Genomic DNA, 17541 nt, shown 5'->3' on the forward strand with positions numbered 1-17541 from the left:
AAGATCGCCCCATCGGACACCGATCGACGTCGTCAAGCGCATTTCGAGCGACGCGATTGTCGCGCCCATCACTTTGCGCTGGACACCGGCGCGGCTTGCGGTAAGGGGTTGCTCTCGTGGTATACCAGGCCCGGGCTCGCTGTCCGCTTACGCGGACATTCTCCGCGAAGCCTGGCTCGGGCGTTGAAGACAACACGGCATCGGCTTTGAAAGAGAGAGCATGGCGCGCAACATTCTGATCCTGGGAGCCTCATACGGCTCCTTGCTGGGGACCAAGCTTCTGATGGCGGGTCACAACGTGACCCTGGTCTGCCGGAAGAAGACGGCGGAGCTGATCAATCGCGACGGCACCGAAGTGCGCATCAAGCTGCGCGACGAGCCGAACCATCGGTCGATCTTCTCGCGCGACCTGCCGGGCAAGCTGGATGCGGTGACGCCCGCCGATGTCGACCTGTCGCGCTACGACATGGTCGGGCTTGCGATGCAGGAGCCGCAATACACCAACCACACGGTTCGCGTTCTCATGATCAAGATCGCGGCGGCAAAGCTGCCGTGCCTGTCGATCATGAACATGCCGCCCTTGCCGTATCTGAAGCGGATTCCCGCGCTGGCCGGCATGGACCTGGAAGAGGCCTACACCAATGCGCAGGTGTGGGAGCGCTTCGAGCCCGGGCTGGTGACGCTCTGTTCGCCCGATCCGCAGGCGTTCCGTCCGCCGGAGGAAGCCGCGAACGTGCTCCATGTCGGCCTGCCGACCAACTTCAAGGCTGCGGCCTTCGCCGACGACAAGCACAACAAGGTGCTGCGCGAGCTGGAAGCCGACATCGACGCGGTGACGCTGGACGGCCACGACGTTCCGGTGAAGCTGAAAGTGTTCGACTCGCTGTTCGTCCCCCTGGCGAAGTGGTCGATGCTGCTGACCGGCAACTACCGCTGCATCACGCCGTCGGAGCCGCAATCGATCCGCGATGCGGTGCACGGCGATCTCAAGCTGTCGCAGTCGATCTACGACCATGTCGACGCGATCGCGCGGCAGCTCGGCGCGGACCCTGCCGACCAGGTTCCGTTCGCGAAATACGCCAAGGCGGCGGAAAGCCTGCTCAAGCCGTCATCGGCGGCCCGTGCGGTGGCCGCCGGCGCGCCCTTCATCGAGCGCGTCGACCTCTTGGTGAAGCTGATCTCGCACCAGCTCGGCACGCCGAGCGCAGAGATCGACCGCACGGTCGACACCGTCGACCAGAAGCTCAACGAGAAGGTTGTGCAGAGCGGATCGGGCGCGGACTGACAACCGCGCGTTCGTGGCGGGGGCAGGGCCATCTCGCAGCGTAAGCGCGCGGTGTTCCGATATCAGCACGTGAGGTGAGCCGTTGAGCCCGCTGGGGTCATACGCGATTCCCTCCCCGCATGGAGGAGGGAGCCCGTCCATGGGTGTCTCCCTCACATCGAAGGCGGAGAGGCCGCGCTCAGCGGGTGTCGTGCAAGTTCTCGTCCTTCAAATCCGGATCACGGCTGGAGAAAAACCTGCGCCGCCAATTCGGCCGCCGGCAGCTTGAGCGTCTTGTTGCCCAGCAGCGCTCGTAGACCAGTCCGCCCGTCGACACTGACCTTGCTTTCCGCGCGCGTCGTCCACCGCCCACGCACTTGGTAGACCGAGTCGGTGTCGAGCACGAGGTCGACCACAGCTTCCCAATCGGCTCTCCTCGTTGCTGCGTCTGTACCGTCTCTTCACAACGTCGACGACGCGCAGTCCATCCCGGCGAGCTCCGGTCGGGGACACATCGCTGTAGAACCGATTTGCACGACAACGGCTTACGCGAAAAATCTCCGCGTCACGCGTGTCGCGAACCATCGCGATGCGCTCGCGGGGATGGCGATCGACAGCGCAGATTGTGCGCTCGTCGCGTCGACTTTTGCGCGAGCCCACTGCGCGAAATGCAGGCATATGCACGCTTTCTGGGCGCGGCCGTGTGTCGCACGCGTGGTGCATCAAGGTTCCAGTATGCGAGCGAGCTTACGTTGCTGCTTGCGGATCGCTCGCGTGCGCTTCCAGAAAATTTTCTGAAAGACTCCGTGACGCCAGATCGTTCGATCAGACGCACGGGGGACACACTTCGGATTTCTTCGCGAGCACGTCATCGCTCCCTCTGGTTCTCGCACGGGTTGTTCCCTAAATCAGGCGAGCGGGCTTGGCGGCAAAGCCCCTGGGCCGCGCGCGGCGATGAGCACAACAATGAAGAATGTCATGCATGAGCACGACTATCGCAGGACCCTGCGTCGGCCCTATCAGGAGCGGCCGGCATAGTCGGGGTGATGACCCGCATTCTCACATGCTGCCCTCTTCGTCGATCTGACGTTCGCCGTGCTGTCGGGAGCCGGCGACGCCAACTTATAGGAATGCGCTTCCGCTGTGCCAACGTGCGTCGTTCGCGACAGCGGCGGTTGAAAATGCATGCAACGTGACGGTGACAGACTCGCGCGCGCGGCGAAGCTCCTGGAACAGGTGCCGCTTCCGCGCGCCCCCCGCGACATCGGAGACCGAACCCCGGCGCCGCCGCGGCTGGTCTCGACGCGGCCCTATCCGCCGGCGGAGCGGTTCGATGTCTGGAAGGCGCGTATGGCTCCCTGGCTCGATGTCGCGCTGCCGGAAGGTCGCAGCCCCGCGCAAGGCTTCGAGGTCGAATACATTGCCTGCAATCTGGGCAACCTGGTGCTGTCATCAGGGCATTTCGCGGCACAAACATTCGCGCGCGCGTCCGCGGCCGCGCGCCACGGAGCGGCCGATGCCTGGGGGTTGTTCCGCGTGCGCTCCGGTGAAGCCTGGTTGGAGACCGGCGGGCAAACGATTTACGCTGAGCCGGGTGCGATCTTCCTGATCTCGCTCAACAATGATTTTCGCGGCCGCATCACCGATTATGATGGCCTGCTGCTCACACTGCCGCGCAGCGCATTCGCGAGCATTGCCGAGCAGTTCGATCGCGCCTGCAACCGCATTCTCTCAGGCAATCTGATTGAGCTGCTGGCCGATTACCTCGATACGCTCGTGGTGCGTCTGGTCGACATGTCGCCCGATGAGCTGCGGCAGGCCGGGCGGGCGACGGCGGAGATGATCGCGGTGTGCCTCCAGCCGCCGGCCGACCGGCCGGGCGAAGCGCGGGGCTCCGCCGAATCGGTCCTGTTCGAGCGTGCGCGCCTGTATATAGAGAGTCGCCTCGGCGACTTCGATCTCACGCCGGACCGCGTCGCGCAGCAATTGCGGATCTCGCGCTCCAACATGTACCGGGCATTTGAGAGCGTCGGCGGCGTCGCCGGCTACATCCTGCGCAAGCGTCTGCATGCCGCGCATGCAGAGTTGGTCGGCAATCCCGGCCGACGGATCCAGGAGGTCGCCTATCGCCACGGCTTCAAGTTGGCCTCGGATTTCACGCGCGCGTTCCGCCGCGAGTTCGGCGTCAGTCCGCGCGAGGCGCGCGAACGCGCGCGGCGTTGTTCGACCATCGGTTGAAAAGTGGCGCGATCTTCTACCGTGCACCATGCAGATCGTTCAACTTGTGAGACGCTCTGCCATCTATTTGGACGGCGTGCGGAGTGACGGCGGCGAAATTGTGTCTATCACTTTCCAGCATGACGACTCGGGGCAATTTGATGGGGCAGTCGAGCGAGCGCTGGATGGCAAGATGCGCTCGTTGAATTCGACACATCGTAGGCCAGGACCGGAAGGCGAGCGCGCGTCGCGCCGTCTTGATCTCTCCATGTGCGTGGCCGGCGGGCCCGCATTCGGTCCGTGGCGCAGCATCCCCGACGTCTGGGCAAGATGTCACAAAGGGGGCGCGCCATGGCTGCCGCACGGATTCCATCTGCATCGATAAAGCAGCGCGGCTTCGTCCAGAGCTGGGTCGCGTCGGGCGATCCGGGCAGCTATTCGCTGCGGCGGAGACTGCTGGCGCTGCTGCGACAGGCGCACCGTGCGCTCGGCATGAAGCGTGACCGGTTGGGGCTTGGGGCGCTGCGGGTTGGCGGTGGAGTCGCCTCGGTGGCCGCCGCGACGCTCGGCGTAGTTGCGGCGTTGATTGTTGCCACATCGGCCGCAACCGCCGGGTCCGTAAGCCTTGGCGGCGGAAGTGCGACCGGTACGGATTCCGTGGCGATCGACACGGGTTCGTCAGCAAGTGGGACGCGCGCCATTGCGATTGGAAGTGGAGCAACGTCGACCGGAAGCGATTCCGTTGCCCAAGGTACCAGCGCGAGCGCAGGCAACCAAAATGCCATCGCGATCGGCTTTCAGTCGATCGCTTCCCAGTTGAACTCCCTCTATCTTGGATCACGCACGGCTGCCGGAACCGGCGCCCTTGCGCAGAGTACCATTGGCATTGGTACAGATGTGACAGCGTCTCAGGTCGACGCCATCGCGATCGGACGCCAGTCCGTTTCGTCGGGACAATACTCGGTAGCCCTCGGCCTGTTTTCGAAGGCCACAGGCGATGGCGGGGTGGCGCTGGGTCAAGGCACGGTCGCGAGCAATATCAATGCGGTCGCGCTCGGCGTTGACGCCAATGCCGCCGCGGCCGGCGCCAGCGCCCTGGGCACGTTCGCCAGTGCCACAGGAGGAAACGCCACCGCGGTCGGTGTCAGCTCCACGGCGAGCGCCAGCTATTCATGGGCGGGAGGCTGGTCATCCGTTGCCAGCGCCGACAGCGCCACTGCCGTTGGCAAACAGGCAGCCGCGTCTGGTGCCAGCTCATTGGCCGCTGGCAACCTCGCCCAGGCATCAGCGGATTTCGCCGTAGCCCTGGGTAATCAGGCGCAGGCGCTGGGGTCCTCCGGCACGGTTGCCATCGGATCGGGGGCAATCGTCGCCAGCTCAGCCACCGGTGGTGTCGCGCTCGGCAACAACGCCGCATCCAATGGCGCGTATTCGATCGCGACCGGCACCGGGAGCAAGGCCGGCGGTGTCAACTCCATTGCCATTGGCTCCGGAAACGCCACCGTCCAGGGCGCCCAGGCGTCGGCGGACAACGCCATCGCCGTCGGCTTCCAGTCGGCGGCCAGCGCCGCCAGCGCCATCGCGGTCGGCAACAATGCCGTCGCCAATTCCGCCAATGCCGTCGCGATGGGCACCAATGCGACGGCGACCGGCGGCCAGGCGGTCTCCATCGGCGCGGGCAACGTCGCCAGTGGCAACGGCGCGGTCGCGATCGGCGACCCCAACACCGCGACCGGCAATGGCGCGATCGCAAACGGCATGAACAACACGGCGACCGGCGACGGCACGGTCGCGATGGGCAACACCAACATGGTGGGCGGCGGCGGCCAGGCCGTCGGCGTCGCCGGCACGGCGGCGCAGGGCGCGGTCGGCATCGGCTACCAGAACACGGTCACCGGCCAGGGCGCGGTGGCGATCGGCGATCGCAACGTCGCCAATGGCGCCAGCGCCATCGCCATGGGCAGCCAGGCCAACGCCTCGGCCGCGAACGCGATTGCGCTCGGTGCCGGTGCGACCGCCGGCAATGCCGGCGCCGTCGCGCTCGGCAACGGCAGCGTCACGGCCACGGCCGTCGGCACAGGGAACGCGGTGATCAACGGTAACACCTACACGTTCGCGGGGACCACGCCGACCTCGACGGTGAGCGTCGGCGCGGTCAACGCTGAACGCACGATCACCAACGTCGCTGCGGGGCGGATCAACGGGTCATCCACCGACGCGATCAACGGGTCGCAGCTCTATGCGACCAACCAGGCCGTCGACGCCATCGGGACCACCGTCAACAACATCACCAACGGCGGCGGCATCAAGTACTTCCACGCCAATTCGACGCTGGCCGATTCCTCGGCGGCGGGCGCGAACTCCGTCGCGATCGGACCGGTGTCGACCGCCACCGGCAGCGGCTCGGTGTCGATCGGCAACGGCGCGACCGCTGCGAATGCCAACGATATCGCGCTCGGCTCCGGCAGCCAAACCACGACGGCGGTCGGCACAGGCGGCATCACCATTGCCGGCAACGCCTATACATTCGCCGGCACGACCCCGACCTCGACGGTGAGCGTCGGCACAGTCGGCAACGAGCGCACCATCACCAACGTTGCCGCAGGACGGATCACCAACGGTTCGACCGACGCGGTCAACGGCTCGCAGCTGTTTGCCGCGACTTCGGCGATCGACAGTCTCTCGACCGTCGTCAGCAACGGCCTGACGCATTATTATGCTGTCAACGACGGCGGCACCCAGCGGGCCAACTACGCCAACAACGGCGCGACCGGGATCAATTCGATGGCAGCCGGCGTGGCCGCGTCGGCGACAGCGGCGAATTCCACGGCGCTCGGCTACAATACCCAGGCGACGGTGGCCGATGGCGTCGCGCTCGGGTCCGGCTCAGTGTCGAACCGCGCGCTTGCACCGGCGTCCGGCACCATCGGCGGCACCATCATCCCCTACAACACCACCGACCTCACATTGCTCGGCGCGGTGTCGGTCGGTAACGCCACCGGCTATCGCCAGATCACCAATGTGGCCGACGGCACCGAGGCCAGCGACGCCGTCACCGTGCGGCAGCTCACCGGCGCGCTGCAGTCATTCGCGACCACGACGACGAAATACTTCCACGCCAATTCAACGCTGCTGGACTCGCAGGCGTTCGGCAACAACTCCGTCGCGGTGGGGCCGACCACTGTGGTCAACGGCGACAACGGCATCGGCATGGGCTTTGGCGCGGTCGTGCAGCAGACGGCGCCCGGCGGCATCGCGATCGGCCAGAATTCGCTGGTCAACTTCGCCGATTCGATTGCGTTCGGAACCAATGCGGTGGCCAACGGCATCCAGTCGGTGTCGATCGGCGCAGGATCTTCGACCTCCAACCCGACCAGCGTTGCGCTCGGTCCGAATGCCAAGGCGACGGCGCAGGCCGGCGATGTGGCACTCGGCGCCAATTCGAGCACCTCGACGGTGGTCGCGACCAAGAGCACCACGATCGGCGGCACCACCTACGACTTTGCCGGCACGGCGCCGACCTCGACCGTCAGCGTCGGCAGCGTCGGCTCGGAGCGCACCATCACCAATGTGGCTGCGGGCCAGATCAGCGCGACCTCGACGGATGCGATCAACGGCTCGCAGCTCTGGGCCACCAATACGGCGCTCGGCAACCTCTACACCACCGTCAACAACATCAGCTCCGGCGGCGGCGGCATCAAGTATTTCCATGCCGATTCGACCGCGGCGGATTCCATCGCGACGGGTGCGGAAAGTGTCGCGATCGGACCGCAGTCGGTCGCGAGCGGGAGCAACGCAATTTCGATGGGCAACGGCTCGGCCGCATCGGCCGACAATTCGGTCGCGATCGGCGCCGGCGCCAAAGCGACGCAGGCCAACTCGCTGGCGCTCGGCGCGAACGCCGCCACGACGGCCAATCTGAGCGATGCGGCCTATACGCCGGTTGTCGGCAAGACCGTTGCGGGCGTCGCGACCGGCGAAGTGTCGGTCGGCTCGTCCGGCGCAGAGCGCCGTGTCACCAATGTCGCCGCGGGCGCCGCGCCGACCGATGCGGTCAATGTGAGCCAGCTCCAGGCGCTCGCGTCGAGCACGATCCACTACGACAGCGACGGCTCCGGCGGCACCACCAACAAGCTCACGCTGAACAGCGGCAATGGCGCGCCGGTGACCATCAGCAACGTGGCGCCTGGCGTCGCCGGCACCGACGCCGTCAACGTCAACCAGCTCAACAGCGCGTTCGCTCAGCTCAACGGTCAGATCGGCGAGGTGCGGCAGGATGCCTGGCGCGCCGCGGCGATCGGCATGGCGGCGGCATCGCTGCGCTATGACGATCGGCCGGGCAAGCTGAGCGCTTCGGCCGGCGGCGGCGTCTGGCGCAGCCAGGGCGCGCTCGCCTTCGGCCTCGGCTACACCAGCGAGAATGGCCGCTTGCGCAGCAACGCGTCGGCGACCACCGCCGGCGGCGACTGGGGCGTGAGCGCCGGCCTGAGCCTGACGCTCAATTGACGTTGATATCGACGAGGCGGCTGGCATGTCTGGCGTTGGCGATCTGGCTCCCCGCGATGGCAAGCGCGGGCGCACAGCCCGCGCCGGCATCCGGCTACGCCGTGAAGCCGTCGGACGTGGTGATTCCGCAAGGCGAAACGCTCGGCGAATTCAGGCGAATGATCCAGCCGTTCAGGAACTGGACATTGATTTGCGACGAGAGCCTCAAGTCGAAGCGCCGCGTCTGCAACGTCACGCAGTCGATCGTCAACGCGCAGGGCGCGGTCGCCTTCAACTGGTCGCTGATCGCCACCGCCGACGGCAAGCCGCTGATCGTGATGCGCATTCCCGCGAGCGCCGGCATTGGGCAGCCGATCGAGCTCGCCATGGGTAGCTCGCCGGACCGCATCATCGCGCAGACCGATCATTGCGATGCCAGCTTCTGCTTCGCCACGATCGCGATCGGCAACGTCCTCAAGCGGCACATTCGCGCGGCGACGCCTTGCCGGGTGTCCTACCAGATCCCGCAGGTCGGGGCCGTCGTGCTTGAAGCGCCGCTCGACGGACTGTCCGGCGTGCTGTCGAAACTGAAGTAACGAGGAGCAGTATGCGGATCTGGAGTTCCGATATCCGGCTTGAGAACACGGATGTCCGTGAGACGAGGCCGCCAATTGAACAGGATGAATGGCCGATGCGACTGATCCGGACTTTCACATTGATATTCGCGGCGGTGGCGGTGGCAGCGCTGAGCGCCGTCGGGGTCGTCGGGTATGCCCAGACCTCGACGCAGCCGATGCCATTGCAGCCGCAAGCCGCGCCGGCGCCGGCCAGGAAGCCGGCCGCGAAGCCGCATCAGAAATCCCAGGCGCAGGCAGCTCCCGCAGCCGCTGCCCAGCCGCAACAGGCCGCGCAGCAACAGCCGACGGTGTTCGACGATCATGCGAGGCAGGGCAACATCGTCACCTGCGCGAATGTGTTCGGGACCCTCGGCCGCGGCCTTGCGGCGAACTCGCACTACACGGCGCAGTCGCAGTGGGACCCGAAGGCAGGCAATTCCCACTCGGTGCAGTCACTGGTGGCGCTCACGCCGGGCGAGGCTCCCCAGAACACCGCTCCACAGCGGGCCGCCGGCATCGTCTTCGCCGCGCCCGTCGGATCATCCTGCGAAGGCAATCTGGTGCGCGTGACGCCGAGAGCGGAGAGCTGCCCAACCGTTGCCGCCGAGCTCGCCAAGCTCAATGGACAGAACGGCGCGCTCGGCGATCTGGCGACCGTGGCGCTGCCGAACGGCGCGCAGGTGATGCTGATTCCCTTCGGCAACGCCTGCGTCGCGGTGACGACACTGCGGATCGCAGGCTGAGACCGGATCAGGCCTTTCGGATCAGGCGTGATGCGTCACGCCCAGAATCGTCACCGACCGCATCTGGTGGCTCGGCGTCTCGAACTCGATCGCCTGCCCGACTGAAAGTCCGATCAACGCGGCGCCGACCGGTGTCAGGACCGAGATGCGCTTCAACGCGATATCGGCTTCATGCGGATACACCAGCACGACTTCCCTGACGTCGCCGGTGTCGTCGTCGCGATAGCGCACCCGCGAACCCATGCGCACCACGTCATGCAAATCGGCGTCGTCGGCGACGACCTTGGCGCGCTCGGTCTCGTGCGCGAGGAACTGCGCCACGCGCGGGAACCGCTCCATGCTGGAATCGGCCAGCGCACTGAGACGCTGCACCTCGCTCGCCGCGATCGTGATCGGTGGCAAGGAAGTAGCGGGCAAATTGAAGCTTCGAGTCATGTCTGTTCACCTGAATGACGCGGTTGAAGGCCCCGAACTGTCATTATCGGAACCCGGTGTGGTCAAAGATTGTCGGAACTGCCGCTCGTTCGCGGCAAGGCCGCCGCGACACATGTCTGCCATGGGCGAAATACCAACGTCCCGCCTCGCAAAAAGCTCCAAACCGAACGATTTTTTGATGACGTTGAGAATCCGGACGGCGCGCGCATTGGCCGCCCGGCTAATTGCCTGCGTGCAGGCGTCCAGCGTGCAAGACGAGCCGCGCAGTGCGTGTATCGATGCTCAACGTGTAGATCATGGCAAGAGCAAGATAGCCCCTGGCGGCGTCGTGGCCATTGCGGCGAAAGCGCGCATGCGCTGGCGGCCGTTTGGTTACAGCCGCGAGGCGGCGTCGAATGTCGGCGCCGATGCCGCCTTCACGGCTGGCCGAGGCCGGTGAGGCCGAGCACCGCACCTGCGGCAAGCGCAAGCAGCGGATGGATGCGGGTCGCGGTGGTGGCGATCGCCACCCCGGCTGCGATCAGCACGAGGCTCCAACTCGAGGTTGAGGCGTGCGTGATGACGATGGCGCTGGCGATGACCAAGCCGGCGGTGACGGGAACGAGCCCCGCCTGCACCTTTCGCCGCCACGGCCGGTCCTTGAAGCGCTCCCAGAGCTGCAGCGCAATCCCGGTCACCAGCGAGGATGGCCCGAACTTCGCAAGCGACGTCACCAGCACGCCCGCGAAGCCGGCGACGTGCCAGCCGACCAGCGGCACGACCATCATGTTGGGCCCGGGCGCGGCCTGAGCCAGCGCGAACAGCGCACTGAACTCACGTGACGTCATCCAGTGATGGATATCGACGACCTGGCGCTGCATCTCCGGCAGGATGGTGTTGCCGCCACCGAACGCGAGCAGTGAGAGTTCGATGAAGATCAGCGCCAGCGCGATCAGGGTGCCACTCATCGGGACTGCCTCGATTTCAGGATGATGCTGAGCGGCGCCAGCGTCAGCAGGGTCGGCAGCAGCGGCAATCTGAACACCGCGATCGCCAGCACGCAGAGCGCGCCGATCAGCCAGCCCACTGCGTCCCGTCGCAGCGGCCAGGCGATCTTGATCGCCATCGAGATCAGCAGCCCTGCCGCCGCGGCCGCCAACCCGCCGAACAGGTGACGAACCACCGGCTCGTTCTCGAAGCGGTCATAGATCACGCCAAGCGCGATCACGACGGCCGTCGGCGCGGCGATCAGGCCGAGGATCGCGGCAAACGCGCCGGGGATGCCGCGGAACTTCAGCCCCACCGCCACCGACATGTTGATGATGTTGCCGCCGGGCAGGAACTGGCAGAGGCCGAGCAGGTCGGTGAATTCTGCGCCGGTCAGCCAACCGCGCTTCTCGACCATCATGCGGCGCGCCAGCGGCAGCACGCCGCCGAAGCCGGTCAGTCCGAGGACAAAGAAGCCGGTGAACAGGTCGGCGACGCCAGGCGCGTCGTGCTTGATCACCTCGGCGGTGGGGGCAGCATCCATGGGCGGATCGGCTCCGGTTCGATCGATTTCGAATCGAACCTAATTTGCGACGCGCCAAATTTCCAATATATGGAAAGCGTAAAATGCATATCCACTGAATATGGAGATCCCGGATGATCGAGCTGCGCCATCTTCGCTATGCGGTCGCCGTGGCCGAGGAGGGCCATATCACCCGCGCCGCCGCAAGGCTCGGCATCCAGCAACCGCCGCTGAGCCAGCAGATCCGCGCGCTGGAGGCCGCGATCGGCGCGCCGTTGTTTCGCCGGCAGCCGCGCGGGGTCGAGCCGACCGCCGCCGGCCGTGCGTTCGTGGACAAGGCGCGGGCGATCCTGCGCGATGTCGATCTCGCCGTGGAGGCCGCGCGCCGCGCGAGCCGGGGCCAGGAAGGCCAGCTCGCCATCGGCTGCACCAGCTCGGCCGCCTTCAATCCCTTCGTCACCGGCGTCATGCGCGAAATGCGCGAGCGCGCGCCGGCGATCACGCTCTCGCTTGAAGAGGCCAGCACCGCCGAGCTGATCGAAGCAGTCGAGGCCGATCGCCTCGATGCCGCCTTCGTGCGCTCGCCGATCGAGCGGCTGGAGGGCCTCACGATCACTCATCTCCTGAATGAAGAGATGCTGGTGGCGCTGCCGGACCATCATCCGCGGGCGCGCAAGGACACGCGCCGGCGGATTTCCCTGTCCGCGCTCGCCGACGAGCCGCTGATCCTCTATCGCCGTCCGACCGGGCCGGGCCTCTACGACAGCATCATCGCGGCCTGCCGTGCCGCCGGGTTCAGCCCGAAGGTGGCGCAGGAGGCGACGCGGATGGTGTCGACGCTGAGCCTCGTCGCGGCGGGGCTCGGGCTCTCGATCGTCCCTGAATCGATGGCGCGGCTCGAGACCGCCGGTGTTGCTTATCTGCGTCTCGACCGCGCCGCCGGTCTCGTCGCGCCGCTCGCGCTGGCGCGCAAGAAGGGACCGCCGAGCGGAACGCTGGGCCGTCTGCTCGGCATCGTCGCGCGGCGCGTCAAGGATCGCGCCAAGGCGCCAACGAGCCTTTGCACTTCGTCATTGCAAGGAGCGGAAGCGATGAAGCAATCCATATCTCCGCATACGGACAGATGGATTGCTTCGCGGAGCCTGTCATCGGGCGCGCATGTGCGATGAGACGCCGCTGGCTAATTCCCCGGTTGGAACGTGCAATCGGCGCCGCCGCCGTTCTCCTTGATTGCCTTGGGATCGAGCGTGCAGGACAACTTGGTCAGGCTCTCGTAAATCGTGCCGGCCGCGCCGTCGGAGGGCACGCCGGCGAGCGCCTCGGTGGCGAAGATCTCGTTCGCCGCGCGGCCCTTCACGGTTCTGATATGGCCGCCGAAGGTCAATTCGCAGGAGCGCGCGGTGATGTCGACATTGCTGGCGCGGCAGGCGATCTTGTCCGCGGTCACTGTGATCTTTTTCGTGTAGGAGACATGGCTGTCGCCGTTGAAGAAGGCCGCGACTGCCTTCTTCTCCGCGGCCGGCAGCGGTGAATGGGGCACGATCACACCGGCGAGCGCCAGCGCCACTGAGCCCGATGCGGTCGAGCTTGCTGCCGATGCGGCGGAGACGGAGGCCAGCGACAAGGCGCATGCGAAGATCGTCAGTGCTCCAAATCTCATCCTGGTCTCCCGTGATTGGCGCGCTTTCCGCGACGCGGAACCCCGCTACCATGGCTCGCAGTTGGACATGGTGACGCCATTCACACGATCGCAAACTTCGCGTGAGGCGGCCGGGTGCGCGGATATCACAGACCGGCTCCGCGTCGATCGGCTTGCAGGATCGCTCCATTGGCGTCACAGTCGGAGCCTGCGGCAGCGGTGCCGCCAAGAATCAAGACGAAGAACAAATCGAGGGTTCGAGGAACGCCATGGCGGCCACGCGCATCGACTGCGACATCCATCCCGCGGTGGGAGGAACGCGCACCACGCTGCTGCCCTATCTCGACGATCACTGGAAGGAACAGGTCGTCAGCCGCGCCATCGACGGGCTCGACCTCAACTCCTATCCGCCGTCGATGCCGCTGAGTGGCCGCGCCGACTGGCGGCCGACGGACGGCCGCAAGCCTGGCAGCGATCTGGCCATGGTGCAGCGCGGCGCGTTTGACCAGCTCGGTGCCAGCCACGCGATCTGCAACGTCGTCTATGGCGCGCAGGCGGTGTTCGACCCCTATATGGCGGCCGGCTTCTGCAAGGCGATCAACGACTGGATCGCGACCGAGTGGCTGGCTGAGGACAAGCGGCTGCGCGCCTCGATCGTGGTGCCGATCCAGGCGCCGGATCTCGCGGTCGAGGAGATCGAGCGCAGGGCCGGCGACACCCGCTTCGTCTCCGTGCTGGTGCTGTCGCAGGGCGAGACGCTGCTCGGACGGCGGCACTACTGGCCCGTCTACCAAGCCGCTGAGAAATACCAGCTGCCGATCGCGATCCACGCCGGCAGCGCCTACCGGACCGCGCCGAGCTCGATCGGCTGGCCGTCTTATCGCTACGAATACTATCTGGCGGAAGCGCAGGCGTTCCAGGCGCAGACGCTGAGCCTGATCTATGAGGGCGTGTTCGGGAAGTTTCCGGGGCTGAAGGTCGTGCTGATGGAATCAGGCGTGAGCTGGCTGCCGGCCTTCATGTGGCGCGCCAACAAGACCTGGCGCGGCGTGCGCGTCGAGGTGCCCTGGGTCGAGCGCGAGCCGGCCTCGATCATCCGCGACCATTTCCGCGTCACCATGCAGCCGTTCGACGGACCACCGGATGCAACAGGCGTAGCCGACGTGATCGATCAGATCGGCTCCGACAAGATGTTCCTGTTCGCGTCCGACTATCCGCACTGGCAGTTCGACGGCGACGACCCGATCCCGCCGCACCTGCCGAAGAGTATCGTCGCGCGGATGTGCGAAGACAATCCGCTGGAAACTTTTCCGCGGCTGAAGCTGGATGCGTAAAGGAGGATCGCATGAGTGACGTCATCGACCGCCCGATGCTCGAGGCCGAGAAGACCGCCGCAACGCGCCTCAAGATCATCGATTGTGACATCCATCCGAGCATCCACTCGCACAGCGATCTCAACAAATTCCTGCCGAAGCGCTGGCAGCAGCATCTGAAGGAATATGGCAGCCATCTGCGCACGCCCTATATCGGCACCACGCCCTATCCGCGCTCCTCGCCGCTGATCGCGCGCCGCGATGCGTGGCCGCCGACCGGCGGCGTGCCGGGCTCCGACCTCGATTTCATGCGCAAGCAGCATCTCGATCCGTTCGACGTCGAGTTCGGCATTTTGCAGGTGCTCGACCTCTTCATCTTCTCGCAGCAGAACCTCGAATTCGGCGCCGCGATCCAGCGCGCCATCAACGACTGGCAGCTTGCCTTCTGGTCGCACCGCGATCCGCGCCTGAAAGCGTCGATCTTGGTCGGACAGGACGGCGACGATCTTGGCATCGCCGAGATCGAGCGCTGTGCCAGGACGGGCGAATACATCCAGATCAACGTGTCGCCGCGCGCCAACGAGCCGCTCGGCCGCCGCCGCTACTGGCCGATCTACGCGCGGGCGCAGGAGCTTGACCTGCCGCTCGGCATCCATGTCGGCGGCTATGGCGGGCATGCGCCGACCGGCGGCGGCTGGCCGTCTTATTATTGCGAGGAGCATCAATCGAACGCGCACACCGTGGCCTCGCAGCTCACGAGCCTGGTGCTTGAGGGAATCCCTGAGCGCTTCCCCAAGCTGAAGATCGTGTTCATCGAGGGCGGCTTCGGCTGGATCCCATCGGCGATGTGGCGGATGGACCAGCATTTCGAACGCTTCCGTAGCGAGGTACCGCACCTCAAGCGCAAGCCGAGCGAATATGTGAAGGAGCATTTCTGGTTCACGACGCAACCGATCGACGAGCCCGATGAAGCAAGGCACCTGCGTCAGCTGATCGAATGGGTCGGCATCGACCGGCTGCTGTTCTCGTCGGACTATCCGCACTGGGACTATGACGATGCGCGTTACGCCTTCAAGACGCCGCTGACCGAAGCCGAGCGGCGCAAGATCTTCAACGGCAACGCCCGCGCCGTTTACAAGTTCTAGTTTTTTGACGCGTTTTCTTTACGCGAACCGGAACCCACTTCGCTTGAAAACGCTTTGAGGATCGAATGGCCCGTCACATCGTCGCGCGTACCAGCGATATCCCTGCCGGCGGCAACAAGGTCTTCGGCCTCGAGGGGCGCGACATCGTCGTGTTCCACGTCAATAGCGAGTTCTTCGCGCTGCTCAATCGTTGCCCGCATGAGGGCGCGCCGCTCGAGAAGGCAGCCTGCGTCGCGCGCCTGACCTCGCCCGAGCCCGGCATCTACCGGCGCGATCGCGTCGGCGAGATGCTGCGCTGTCCGTGGCATGGTTGGGAATTCGACATGCGCAACGGCCAGTCCTGGTTCGACCCCAACCGCTTCAAGATCCGCTCCTATCCGGTCACGGTCGAGAGCGGGGAAGAGCTGCAGAAGGGACCGTATGTCGCCGAAACGTTTCCGGTGCACATCGAGGACAATTACATCATCGTCGAGGTCTAGGGCCGAGGGCGGGCTGGGTCGTCGGCACATCAAGGTGCGCGCCGCGAATTGCCGATCGCCATGCGCGCGATCAGCCCATGCTTCCCGGCATGAAGCAGCGCGCCTTCGGATGACCATTCAGATAGTAAGGCCAGACGATCGAATGACCGGCGCGGTTTGGTCCGCCCACGACGGCGTCATCGGGGACATCGACCCACTCGCCATCAATGCGTACGCGATAGTGCCCGTCCTTGGTGTCCCAATCCGCATTGTCGAGGCGTTTCGCATCTGTGCCATCACAGCAGGGCCCCTTGCTGCTGTGCAGGCTCTCATACCAGCCGTTCAACTCGGGGTGCTGATGATCATGGGCGCGTGCCGGACCGATCGCGCAGATCGGCACCGCAATCATCGCCGTGAACGCAGCCAATGTTGTACGCCAGCAATCTTTCACCTCGTATTCATCCCGGACGCTCTCTGTCAGCCTATCCGGAAACGGTCACGAAGCGCCGAGGTTCAATTCGATGATGTCGTCCCATCATCACGTTCGCGAGAGGCGCTCGGACGGTGTTCGAGCAAGCTCTGCGCTGATCAACGGTCAAGTCGACGACGGCCTTCAACTCCCTTCGAATCGGACGCCTGCTGCGCGGGACAAAAGCAACTACTTGATTGTCGCGTGCACCGTGATGACCGATGTGCCTGACGTCGTCGGCCCCTGACCCGTTGCCTTGATGGCGAACGTGTCGCTTCCCTTGTACTTGGCCTTCGGCTTGTATTCGAACGTCGATGGGTTGACCTTCTTCAACTTGCCGTGCGTCGGCTTTTGCGCAATGGCCGAGTCGGTCACCGTGCCGCGTATCTGGATCGGAAACAGGCAAGCTTCCCCTGATGTGACGTCAATGTCGCCGCTGGAATTTTCGCCCCAATTCGCCAGCGTGACCGACATCGAACATTCGGAAGGGGCCGGCGCCGAAGATGCCGGCATGAAGCTTGCTGCTTCGACAACAAGGCCGACAGCGGCTACCTTCGGCAGCCGCGCCCTGAACATTCTCAATCCCATGAAGAACTCACTGACCAAGGTTTGTCCAAGCGGCGCAATTGGAGCTGGGGCACTTAGCGGGCACTCCACGTGAAATCTTGCAACGCGGATGCATCTCAGGCAAGGGCTTTGCCCATCGCGCCGAGCAATCTCTCAACCGCAACAATATCAGGGGCCGGATTTGTCGGAGACGCTATCACTCGCGCGAATTCGTCGACACGGCACCTTGTTGCCCTGGCGAGGCCTCACCATAGTCATCGGCAGTGCGATCTGATCGAGCTACAACGGCGCAACGCCTGACGAGAGAAATGTCCAATGAGCGAAAACAGTGACAGTCAGGCAAATGCCCAGCAAGCCGGGTTTGCGGGTGTCACGCGCAAGATTCTCGAGCGTCTTGCATTGCCCGGCGATCATCGTGAACTTGTCGTGGCCGAGGTGACCTATCCGCCCGGTGGCGTCGCTCCGCTTCACTGGCATCCTGTCGGGGGCGTGATCTTCATCGTCGAAGGTGTTGCCGAGTCCGCCTATGGCAGCGAAGCTCCGCGACAGTACCGGGCAGGCGAGACCTTGCAGGATCGCGCCGATCTTCCGCACACCCATTTTCGCAATTGTGACCCGGAACGTCCGCTGCGCTTTCTGACCATCTACGCGCTCGAACCCGGGCGCTCCTACACGATGGAGCCGTGAGGGCGGGGCCTGG

19 protein-coding genes are annotated in these 17541 nt (G+C 65.3%); 12 read left to right on the plus strand and 7 right to left on the minus strand.

The window, feature by feature from the left end; all coding sequences use genetic code 11:
• The first annotated feature begins 220 nt into the window (after positions 1–220).
• Positions 221–1285, plus strand: coding sequence for a 2-dehydropantoate 2-reductase N-terminal domain-containing protein (locus tag MTX23_RS06135; RefSeq protein ID WP_280975733.1), 1065 nt, complete (start codon positions 221–223; stop codon positions 1283–1285).
• A gap of 218 nt (positions 1286–1503) precedes the next feature.
• Here the strand turns inward: MTX23_RS06135 and MTX23_RS06140 are convergent, their stop codons facing one another.
• On the minus strand, positions 1504–1680 hold the full coding sequence (locus tag MTX23_RS06140) for a hypothetical protein (RefSeq protein ID WP_280975734.1): 177 nt from the start codon (positions 1678–1680) through the stop codon (positions 1504–1506).
• Between the two features lie 769 nt (positions 1681–2449).
• Here MTX23_RS06140 and MTX23_RS06145 point away from each other — a divergent pair.
• From MTX23_RS06145 to MTX23_RS06160, 4 genes are all read left to right on the plus strand, one after another.
• Positions 2450–3502: a helix-turn-helix domain-containing protein gene (locus MTX23_RS06145; RefSeq protein WP_280975735.1), complete on the plus strand. Its 1053-nt coding sequence runs from the start codon at positions 2450–2452 to the stop codon at positions 3500–3502.
• 330 nt (positions 3503–3832) lie between these two features.
• Positions 3833–7987: a YadA-like family protein gene (locus tag MTX23_RS06150; RefSeq protein ID WP_280975736.1), complete on the plus strand. Its 4155-nt coding sequence runs from the start codon at positions 3833–3835 to the stop codon at positions 7985–7987.
• A gap of 56 nt (positions 7988–8043) precedes the next feature.
• The gene (locus MTX23_RS06155; RefSeq protein ID WP_280990719.1) at positions 8044–8562 is read left to right on the plus strand and encodes an invasion associated locus B family protein; all 519 of its coding nucleotides are present in this window, start codon (positions 8044–8046) and stop codon (positions 8560–8562) included.
• Between the two features lie 95 nt (positions 8563–8657).
• Positions 8658–9326, plus strand: coding sequence for a hypothetical protein (locus MTX23_RS06160; RefSeq protein WP_280975738.1), 669 nt, complete (start codon positions 8658–8660; stop codon positions 9324–9326).
• 21 nt (positions 9327–9347) lie between these two features.
• On the opposite strand, the gene rnk is transcribed toward MTX23_RS06160, so the two are convergent.
• Positions 9348–9761 (minus strand): nucleoside diphosphate kinase regulator, encoded by a 414-nt coding sequence (gene rnk / locus MTX23_RS06165; RefSeq protein ID WP_280975739.1) that lies wholly within the window; start codon positions 9759–9761, stop codon positions 9348–9350.
• Between rnk and MTX23_RS06170 the strand changes: the two genes are divergently transcribed.
• Positions 9664–10200, plus strand: a complete 537-nt coding sequence (locus tag MTX23_RS06170) for a hypothetical protein (protein WP_280978370.1) — start codon at positions 9664–9666, stop codon at positions 10198–10200. The two genes, rnk and MTX23_RS06170, sit on opposite strands and share 98 nt — an antisense overlap.
• Here MTX23_RS06170 and MTX23_RS06175 read toward each other — a convergent pair.
• Positions 10178–10708, minus strand: a complete 531-nt coding sequence (locus MTX23_RS06175; RefSeq protein ID WP_280975740.1) for a chromate transporter — start codon at positions 10706–10708, stop codon at positions 10178–10180. The genes MTX23_RS06170 and MTX23_RS06175 overlap by 23 nt on opposite strands.
• A complete protein-coding gene (locus MTX23_RS06180; protein ID WP_280975741.1) occupies positions 10705–11271 on the minus strand; it encodes a chromate transporter in 567 nt (188 codons plus the stop codon). The genes MTX23_RS06175 and MTX23_RS06180 overlap by 4 nt, the downstream gene beginning before the upstream one ends.
• A 113-nt stretch (positions 11272–11384) precedes the next feature.
• Here MTX23_RS06180 and MTX23_RS06185 point away from each other — a divergent pair, with 113 nt between their 5' ends.
• A complete protein-coding gene (locus MTX23_RS06185; RefSeq protein WP_280975742.1) occupies positions 11385–12419 on the plus strand; it encodes a LysR family transcriptional regulator in 1035 nt (344 codons plus the stop codon).
• Between the two features lie 11 nt (positions 12420–12430).
• On the opposite strand, the gene MTX23_RS06190 is transcribed toward MTX23_RS06185, so the two are convergent.
• Positions 12431–12910 carry a hypothetical protein gene (locus MTX23_RS06190; protein WP_280975743.1) on the minus strand — a complete coding sequence of 160 codons (480 nt, stop codon included), beginning with the start codon at positions 12908–12910 and terminating at the stop codon, positions 12431–12433.
• Positions 12911–13158: 248 nt separating this feature from the next.
• Here MTX23_RS06190 and MTX23_RS06195 point away from each other — a divergent pair, with 248 nt between their 5' ends.
• The 3 genes from MTX23_RS06195 (at position 13159) to MTX23_RS06205 (ending at position 15826) form a co-directional block, all read left to right on the plus strand.
• On the plus strand, positions 13159–14223 hold the full coding sequence (locus tag MTX23_RS06195; RefSeq protein WP_280975744.1) for an amidohydrolase family protein: 1065 nt from the start codon (positions 13159–13161) through the stop codon (positions 14221–14223).
• Positions 14224–14234: 11 nt separating this feature from the next.
• Complete coding sequence (locus MTX23_RS06200) at positions 14235–15347, plus strand: amidohydrolase family protein (RefSeq protein ID WP_280975745.1); 1113 nt, start codon at positions 14235–14237, stop codon at positions 15345–15347.
• Between the two features lie 65 nt (positions 15348–15412).
• Positions 15413–15826, plus strand: a complete 414-nt coding sequence (locus MTX23_RS06205) for a Rieske (2Fe-2S) protein (RefSeq protein ID WP_280975746.1) — start codon at positions 15413–15415, stop codon at positions 15824–15826.
• Between the two features lie 70 nt (positions 15827–15896).
• Here MTX23_RS06205 and MTX23_RS06210 read toward each other — a convergent pair whose 3' ends face one another.
• Both MTX23_RS06210 and MTX23_RS06215 read right to left on the minus strand, forming a co-directional pair.
• Positions 15897–16214, minus strand: coding sequence for a hypothetical protein (locus tag MTX23_RS06210; RefSeq protein ID WP_280975747.1), 318 nt, complete (start codon positions 16212–16214; stop codon positions 15897–15899).
• 249 nt (positions 16215–16463) lie between these two features.
• On the minus strand, positions 16464–16649 hold the full coding sequence (locus tag MTX23_RS06215; protein WP_280975748.1) for a hypothetical protein: 186 nt from the start codon (positions 16647–16649) through the stop codon (positions 16464–16466).
• Here MTX23_RS06215 and MTX23_RS06220 point away from each other — a divergent pair.
• Both MTX23_RS06220 and MTX23_RS06225 read left to right on the plus strand, forming a co-directional pair.
• The gene (locus MTX23_RS06220) at positions 16633–16935 is read left to right on the plus strand and encodes a hypothetical protein (protein ID WP_280975749.1); all 303 of its coding nucleotides are present in this window, start codon (positions 16633–16635) and stop codon (positions 16933–16935) included. The two genes, MTX23_RS06215 and MTX23_RS06220, sit on opposite strands and share 17 nt — an antisense overlap.
• Before the next feature lie 221 nt (positions 16936–17156).
• Positions 17157–17528 carry a cupin domain-containing protein gene (locus MTX23_RS06225; RefSeq protein ID WP_280975750.1) on the plus strand — a complete coding sequence of 124 codons (372 nt, stop codon included), beginning with the start codon at positions 17157–17159 and terminating at the stop codon, positions 17526–17528.
• Positions 17529–17541 lie beyond the last annotated feature (13 nt).

Origin of the sequence: Bradyrhizobium sp. ISRA436, assembly GCF_029910015.1 — a bacterium.
Taxonomy (GTDB): domain Bacteria; phylum Pseudomonadota; class Alphaproteobacteria; order Rhizobiales; family Xanthobacteraceae; genus Bradyrhizobium.

What these genes read in the sequence shown, in the direction of transcription:
- MTX23_RS06135 (WP_280975733.1), top strand. Translation starts at nt 221, where the DNA reads ATGGCGCGCAACATTCTGATCCTGGGAGCCTCATACGGCTCCTTGCTG.
- MTX23_RS06145 (WP_280975735.1), top strand. Translation starts at nt 2,450, where the DNA reads ATGCAACGTGACGGTGACAGACTCGCGCGCGCGGCGAAGCTCCTGGAA.
- MTX23_RS06150 (WP_280975736.1), top strand. Translation starts at nt 3,833, where the DNA reads ATGGCTGCCGCACGGATTCCATCTGCATCGATAAAGCAGCGCGGCTTC.
- MTX23_RS06155 (WP_280990719.1), top strand. Translation starts at nt 8,044, where the DNA reads ATGGCAAGCGCGGGCGCACAGCCCGCGCCGGCATCCGGCTACGCCGTG.
- MTX23_RS06160 (WP_280975738.1), top strand. Translation starts at nt 8,658, where the DNA reads ATGCGACTGATCCGGACTTTCACATTGATATTCGCGGCGGTGGCGGTG.
- MTX23_RS06170 (WP_280978370.1), top strand. Translation starts at nt 9,664, where the DNA reads ATGCTGGAATCGGCCAGCGCACTGAGACGCTGCACCTCGCTCGCCGCG.
- rnk (WP_280975739.1), bottom strand. Translation starts at nt 9,761, where the DNA reads ATGACTCGAAGCTTCAATTTGCCCGCTACTTCCTTGCCACCGATCACG.
- MTX23_RS06175 (WP_280975740.1), bottom strand. Translation starts at nt 10,708, where the DNA reads ATGAGTGGCACCCTGATCGCGCTGGCGCTGATCTTCATCGAACTCTCA.
- MTX23_RS06180 (WP_280975741.1), bottom strand. Translation starts at nt 11,271, where the DNA reads ATGGATGCTGCCCCCACCGCCGAGGTGATCAAGCACGACGCGCCTGGC.
- MTX23_RS06185 (WP_280975742.1), top strand. Translation starts at nt 11,385, where the DNA reads ATGATCGAGCTGCGCCATCTTCGCTATGCGGTCGCCGTGGCCGAGGAG.
- MTX23_RS06190 (WP_280975743.1), bottom strand. Translation starts at nt 12,910, where the DNA reads ATGAGATTTGGAGCACTGACGATCTTCGCATGCGCCTTGTCGCTGGCC.
- MTX23_RS06195 (WP_280975744.1), top strand. Translation starts at nt 13,159, where the DNA reads ATGGCGGCCACGCGCATCGACTGCGACATCCATCCCGCGGTGGGAGGA.
- MTX23_RS06200 (WP_280975745.1), top strand. Translation starts at nt 14,235, where the DNA reads ATGAGTGACGTCATCGACCGCCCGATGCTCGAGGCCGAGAAGACCGCC.
- MTX23_RS06205 (WP_280975746.1), top strand. Translation starts at nt 15,413, where the DNA reads ATGGCCCGTCACATCGTCGCGCGTACCAGCGATATCCCTGCCGGCGGC.
- MTX23_RS06210 (WP_280975747.1), bottom strand. Translation starts at nt 16,214, where the DNA reads ATGATTGCGGTGCCGATCTGCGCGATCGGTCCGGCACGCGCCCATGAT.
- MTX23_RS06220 (WP_280975749.1), top strand. Translation starts at nt 16,633, where the DNA reads ATGGCCGAGTCGGTCACCGTGCCGCGTATCTGGATCGGAAACAGGCAA.
- MTX23_RS06225 (WP_280975750.1), top strand. Translation starts at nt 17,157, where the DNA reads ATGAGCGAAAACAGTGACAGTCAGGCAAATGCCCAGCAAGCCGGGTTT.